This is a genomic window from Pseudomonadota bacterium (genome assembly GCA_011049115.1).
GTDB lineage: Bacteria > Desulfobacterota > Anaeroferrophillalia > Anaeroferrophillales > Tharpellaceae > DSCM01.
In genome coordinates, this window is sequence record DSCM01000043.1 from 1 (window position 1) to 6521 (window position 6521).

8 protein-coding genes are annotated in these 6521 nt (G+C 52.1%); 2 read left to right on the forward strand and 6 right to left on the reverse strand.

Going from position 1 to position 6521, the window contains the following annotated elements:
* Positions 1 to 170: 170 nt before the first annotated feature.
* Positions 171 to 626: a CBS domain-containing protein gene (locus tag ENN66_03790; GenBank protein HDS15729.1), complete on the forward strand. Its 456-nt coding sequence runs from the start codon at positions 171 to 173 to the stop codon at positions 624 to 626.
* A 178-nt stretch (positions 627 to 804) separates the two neighbouring features.
* On the forward strand, positions 805 to 1488 hold the full coding sequence (locus ENN66_03795) for a Bax inhibitor-1/YccA family protein (GenBank protein HDS15730.1): 684 nt from the start codon (positions 805 to 807) through the stop codon (positions 1486 to 1488).
* Positions 1489 to 1531: 43 nt separating this feature from the next.
* Here the strand turns inward: ENN66_03795 and queC are convergent, their stop codons facing one another.
* The 6 genes from queC to ENN66_03825 form a co-directional block, all read right to left on the reverse strand.
* The gene (gene queC, locus ENN66_03800) at positions 1532 to 2242 is read right to left on the reverse strand and encodes a 7-cyano-7-deazaguanine synthase QueC (GenBank protein HDS15731.1); all 711 of its coding nucleotides are present in this window, start codon (positions 2240 to 2242) and stop codon (positions 1532 to 1534) included.
* A 67-nt stretch (positions 2243 to 2309) separates the two neighbouring features.
* A complete protein-coding gene (locus tag ENN66_03805; GenBank protein HDS15732.1) occupies positions 2310 to 2951 on the reverse strand; it encodes a radical SAM protein in 642 nt (213 codons plus the stop codon).
* A 4-nt stretch (positions 2952 to 2955) separates the two neighbouring features.
* Positions 2956 to 3837: a protein translocase subunit SecF gene (gene secF, locus ENN66_03810; GenBank protein ID HDS15733.1), complete on the reverse strand. Its 882-nt coding sequence runs from the start codon at positions 3835 to 3837 to the stop codon at positions 2956 to 2958.
* 53 nt (positions 3838 to 3890) lie between these two features.
* Positions 3891 to 5486, reverse strand: a complete 1596-nt coding sequence (gene secD / locus ENN66_03815; protein ID HDS15734.1) for a protein translocase subunit SecD — start codon at positions 5484 to 5486, stop codon at positions 3891 to 3893.
* Between the two features lie 80 nt (positions 5487 to 5566).
* Positions 5567 to 5902 (reverse strand): preprotein translocase subunit YajC, encoded by a 336-nt coding sequence (gene yajC / locus ENN66_03820; protein ID HDS15735.1) that lies wholly within the window; start codon positions 5900 to 5902, stop codon positions 5567 to 5569.
* 48 nt (positions 5903 to 5950) lie between these two features.
* A partial coding sequence (locus ENN66_03825; protein HDS15736.1) for a tRNA-guanine transglycosylase occupies positions 5951 to 6521 on the reverse strand: 571 nt, incomplete at its 5' end.

The window sequence follows — 6521 nt, forward strand, 5'->3', positions numbered from 1 at the left end:
AGCATCCTTTCACCTTTTCTGTATATGGTTTTAAAAACCATATACAGAAAAGGTCGCTGTGGGTGGTCAATTTTCCGTAATCACTAGCTCTTTAACTGATCAATTTTAGAGTATCACAACCATAAGTTGAAGACCCAACCTTTAATTGCCGGACCGGAGCTGTTTTTTTGATGAAATACGTTGCCGACATCATGACCCGGGATGTTTTCCCTCTGCAAGCCAAACAGACTCTGAATGTCGTTCGCCTGCTGATGCGAACCGTAAATGTGCGTCATGTCCCGATCCTGGATGATCAAGGAAGGTTTATCGGTCTCTTGAGCCACCGTGATCTTCTGGCCTACTCGATTTCAAAACTGGCGGACATTGACCCCTTGGAACAAAGTGAACTGGAGCGCAGCATCCTGATCGGCGATGTCATGCGAACCGAGATTGAAACCACGACCCCTAAAACCACCCTGCGTGAGGCGTTAGGACTCATGCTGAAAAAAAAATTCGGTTGTCTGCCGGTCATCGACAAAGATAAGCGGCTGGTGGGAATAGTTACCGCCGAAGATGTCATTCGACTGGCCATCAGGCTGCTGGATAAAGCGGAGCTTACAGCCTGTCACGAATCACCGAGGGATTGACAAAAGGGATTTCAAGCTATAGATTAGCGGAAAAATGATCTCATCCGCCTTAAACAAACCAGGCTGCCCGGTGAGAAATTGTCAGAATCAGACTTTTACTCAGGTTGTCATCTGACTCGAAAAAAACAAACCGGACCGCCTGCAAAATCAAACGAATCAACTTATCAGGAGTTAGTCTATGCAAACCGTAAGCCTACGAAACCAACGTGAGATCACTGCAGTCAATGAATTTATTTATGGAGTCTACAATTGGATGGCGGTCGGCTTAGCCCTGACCGGTTTTGTCGCCTTTTTTGTCGCCAACAGTCAGGCCATGCAGAGCCTTATTTTCGGCAACAAGCTGGTTTTCTACGGCCTGATTTTAGGCGAGCTGGGACTGGTTTTCACACTTGCGGCCCGGATTGAAAAACTCGAAAAAAGCACTGCCACCATGCTCTACCTGCTCTACTCATTACTCAACGGCGCGACCCTCTCGTCAATTTTCATGGTCTACGCCGGCTCAACCATTACGTCCACCTTTTTTATCTGCTCCGCAACCTTCGTGGCCTGCAGCGCTTACGGCATGCTCACCAAGCGTGACCTGACCTCAATGGGAAGCTTTCTGTTCATGGGGTTGATCGGCATTGTCATCGCCTCGGTGGTCAATCTTTTTGTTCAAAGTTCGCAGATGAGCATGATGATCAGTTATATCGGGGTCCTGGTCTTTGTCGGGCTGACGGTTTACGACACCCAGCGTCTTAAGCATCTGGCGCTGGCGGGCGCGTCGGGGAACAGCACCATTCTCGGAGCGTTGACCCTCTATCTTGATTTCATCAATCTTTTTCTGATGATGCTGCGTATCATGGGTGGCAATCGGGATTAGTCGGAAAAGGAGCCGGGCAAAGGAAATTCCGGAAAGAAGTCTTTCAGCCCGGCTCCTGCAACACCGGATCAACCAGACCCGCCGCGCGAAAACCTTTTTCACGCAAACGGCAACTATCACAACTGCGGCAGGGGCGGCCCTTCGAATCGGGATCGTAACAGCTAATGGTCAGGCCGTAATCAACGCCCAACGCGCTTCCACGCTGAATAATCTCACTTTTCTGCAGGGTCAGCAAAGGCGCCTGCAATCGAAAATAACCTGGATTCTCAACCCCTTGCCGAGTCCCCAGATTAACGGCTCGTTCCATGGCATCCAGATACTCCGGACGACAGTCGGGATAGCCGCTGTAATCCAGGGCGTTAACCCCGAGAAAGATGTCCCGGGCTCCGACAACTTCAGCCCATGAAGCCGCGTAAGCCAGGAAGATGGTATTACGAGCCGGAACGTAGGTAACCGGAATAATCTTCTCCGACCCCAGCCCTTCGCCTTGTTTGGGAACGGCTATCGTCCTGTCGGTCAACGCCGACCCCCCAATCAGACCCAGATCAAGGTTCAGAATCAAGTGCTGAGACACTTCAAAAAAGGTTGCCAGCCGACAAGCCCGCTCGATTTCAACCGCATGACGCTGACCGTAGCGAAAACTCAGACAATACAGAGCAAAACCCTGTTCCCTGGCAATCGCCGCGACGGTCGCCGAATCCAACCCGCCACTCAGCAGAACAACCGCTCTTTTCTTTTGCTCAGCCTGCATCATAATTTCTACTCAACTGTTTTCATAAACGTTCTGAATCAGGCGAACCCCCAAAGGACAACCTGAATATTTACCGCTCACGCTCGTCGGCCGGCCAGATGATTTTATGCAGCTGGAGCTGTAATCTGGCCTTGACCCGACGTTCCAGCATCAGCTCGGCCAAGCGAGACGCCGGCAGGGAAGACGTTACCGGACTAAGGAGCACTTCGATCCAGGGCGGCAGAAAATTTTCAACAAACTCGGCGCTCCAGAAAAAATCATCTTCATCACATAAAACGAACTTTATTTGATGATGTTTTTGCAGAGCAGCCAAATTCTGTCGCCGAAAACTGCCGGCCATACCACTGCCCGGAGTTTTGACATCAATAATCAGATGCGCCCTTGCATCAATGGTGCTGATATCCTGCGAGCCGTTGGTTTCAACCAGAACCGTCAGTTTTTTTTCCAGCAGAAGACGAATCAATGCCGAAGACTCACTCTGCAACAAAGGCTCTCCTCCGGTCACTTCAACCAGATCAAGGCCAAAAGCCATCACCCGCTCAACAATCTCATCCAGAGACAGCCGCTCTCCGGCAAGCGCCTCCCGGGCGTAACCGGTATCACAATAACGACAGGCGAGATTGCAACCGGCAAGCCTTACAAAAACACAGGGGAGCCCCACAAACGTGGACTCCCCCTGTAAACTGGCAAAGATCTCGCTCACCCTGAGCATGGAATCATTTCCCTTTTTTGGCCTGCATCAGAATCACCACCGGACTGGCGATAAAAATCGAGGAATAGGTTCCAACCACGACCCCGACAATCATCGCAAAAGCAAAATCATGAATCACTCCGCCGCCCAGAAAGAAAAGACTAAGTAACACCAACAGGGTCGTCAACGAGGTCAGCATAGTCCGGCTGATGGTCTGATTGATGGAATTGTTGACGACCCCGACGAAATCAAGTCTGCCCCCGCTTTTCATATTTTCTCGAATCCGGTCGTAGACCACGATCGTATCATTGAGCGAATAACCGACTATCGCGAGTAACGCCGCGACGATCGGCAGCGAAAACTCCTTGTCGAGCAGGGCGAAGACGCCAACCGTGATCATGACGTCATGGGCCAGGGCGAGCACAGCACCCAGGGCGAAGCGAAATTCAAAACGCAGGGTTATATAAATCAGAATGCCGATCATGGCATAGACAATCGCCAGCAGGCCCTGACGCCGCAGATCCTTGCCGACCTTGGGGCCAACCATCTCGACCCGCCTGACATCAACATTTTCACTGCCGAAGACCTTGTCCAGCATGAGCTTGATTTCGTCGGAAAGTCCGACCAGGTCACTCTTGGACTGCTCGACCCGAATCAAAAACTCATTCGTACTCTGGTCGTCGAATTTCTGAATGGAAATATCCCCCATGTCCACCGGGGCCAGGGCCTGACGAATCTCATCGGCCGCCACGGCCTTGTCGAAACGCACCTGCACCATGGTACCACCGGCGAAATCGATACCGTAATTAAGCCCGCCGCGAAACATCAGCGAGGCCAGACCAATCATGATGGCGATCGCTGAAAGGATTATAAACAAACGACGCTTGCCGACAAAATCGACAGTCATCTTATCTGAATCAAAAAACCGCATAGTAACTCATCTCCAGGATTCTCTACCAATCAGATACTTAATTTTTTCAGAGGACGGCGGGCCGCCACCAGGTCAAAAACCAACCGGGTAACAAAGATCGCCGTATAAAGACTTGATACGATTCCCAAAGAGAGGGTAACCGCAAACCCTTTGATCGGACCGGTCCCAAACTGATAGAGGACGATTGCCGCGATCAAGGTCGTGATATTGGCATCCATAATCGTCAGAAAGGCTTTACCGTAGCCACTGTCAAGAGCGGCTCTCGGAGTTTTGCCGTACCGCAATTCTTCACGGATACGCTCGTAAATAAGAACGTTGGCATCAACCGCCATACCGATGGTCAGAACAATTCCGGCAATCCCGGGCAAGGTCAAGGTCGCCTGAACCAGGGCCAGAATACTCATGACAAAAAGCAGGTTCAGAATCAGGGCCAGGTTGGTCACCAGACCGCTGAGACGGTAATAGACAACCATGAACCCGACCACCAGGATAAAACCGACGACCATTGAGATAATTCCACTGCGAATCGAATCATGTCCCAGGGAAGGTCCGACGGAGCGCTGCTCCAGAATATTGATCGGAGCCGGCAGGGCTCCGGCCCGCAGGACGATCGCTAGATCGCGGGCCTCCTTGGCGGTAAATCGGCCGCTGACCTGGGCCTGTCCGCCGGAAATCCGCTCCTGAATCACCGGCGCCGAATAGACATTGTGATCCAGGACAATCGCCAGTCGGCGCTTGACATTGGCCCCGGTAATCTCATCAAAGATTTTGGCGCCCTGCCCATTGAACTCCAGGGCAACGTAGGGTTCGCCGAATTCGCTGTTGAAGCGAACATTGGCATTGGCGATATACTCACCGGTCATCAGACTGCGTTTTTCCACGACATACGGCCGTTTCGCCACAATCGCATTGGTTTCCGGATCACGGGTCTGTTCGTAGAGAACCTCCAGTTTATCCCCCAGCTGGGCCGGACTGACCTCGGCGGGATCGTACTGATCGCTGACCAGTTTGAATTCGAGCAGCGCGGTCTTGCCGATAAGATCAATCGCCCGGCGGGTATCCTTGACGCCGGGTAACTGCACCAGAATCCGATTATCGGACTGCAATCTGATTTCGGGCTCGGCAACCCCGAACTGATCGATCCGGTTGCGCATGGTTTCAACCGCCTGATCCAGCGCCAGTTTTTCCAAGCGCTGTCGTTCCTCGGATTCAACCCGGTAGATGACAATCGCCCCTTGGGTCGAAGCGTGCGCCCAGGCCGGAATCTTTTCGTTCATGAGATTCCGCAGTCTTTCGACATCGCTCTCCTCCGCCAGTTTGATCCGGACCGTGCCGATATCTTCCGTCTGCATGATCTCGCTGAATTTGATTTTATCCTCTTCCAGCAGGCGCTGTACGCCGGCGACCATTCGGTCGGTCGACACCTGAAGCGCCTTTTCCACATCGACTTCCATCAGCAAATGGATTCCGCCCTGCAGATCAAGTCCAAGATGAATTTTTTCCGTCGGAAAGATGTTGCCCCACCAGGCGGGAACGCGATCACTCATGGTTGGGAAAAGGTAGATTAGGGCCAAAACGATACTCACCAGGACAATCGCCAGCCGCAGTTTCACGCTTTTAATCATTAACCAACAACCTCATACAAAAAATTATCTTCGCCAAGCCCGGAATCTGCCTGGAGCCCGCCCTCAACCTGAGTCCACCCTCAAGCGGCCTTTTCACTTTCGCCTTTAATCACCGACATGATCTGTCCGCGCGCCACTTTAATTCTGACCTTTTCCGCGATCTCAATGGTCACGAAGGTGTCGGCCACGGCCGTAATCCGCCCCATGATACCGCCGGCGGTCACCACGTCATCTCCTCTCTTGAGGTTGGCCAGAAGTTCCTTATGCTCTTTCTGCCGTTTCTGCTGCGGCCGGATCAGAAGAAAATAAAAAATCACAAACATCAGAACCAAAGGCACGAACGCCTTGATTCCTTCAAGCCCGCCGGCGGCGCCGACCTCTCCACCCTGTGCCATCGCAAATGCTACACCGAACATAATATTCCCCTCTTTTTTGAATTACCAGGAAAGTTCTGAAACAAAAAATTATAAATCCTCACACCTTTGATAGGCGTCAAGAAAACCCTGCTTATACTGCTTAAAAACGCCTTTCTCAAGTGCGCCGCGGATATTCTCCATCAGGCGATTGTAAAACCTGAGGTTATGAATGGTCGCCAGAACCGAAGAGAGAATCTCTTTTGAAACAAACAGATGCCTGAGATAGGCCCGACTGAAATTGCGACAGGCATAGCAGTCGCAGGCTTCATCAATCGGGCCGGCATCATCGCGAAACCTGGCCTGTTTTATTGACAGCGGCCCGCGATGGGTGAAATACATGCCGTTGCGGGCATTGCGGGTCGGCATCACGCAATCAAACATATCCATGCCGGCCGCCACCGCCACCAGCAGATTTTCCGGGGTACCGACTCCCATCAGATAACGCGGCCGCTCTGGCGGCAATTGCGGCCCGAATTCATTGACCACTTCATACATGGCCGCCGGCCCCTCTCCGACACTGAGACCGCCCAAGGCATAACCATCAAAACCAATGGCCACCGTCTCGTCCAGACTGCGGCGGCGCAATTCGGAAAAGGTACTGCCTTGTATTATGCCGAAA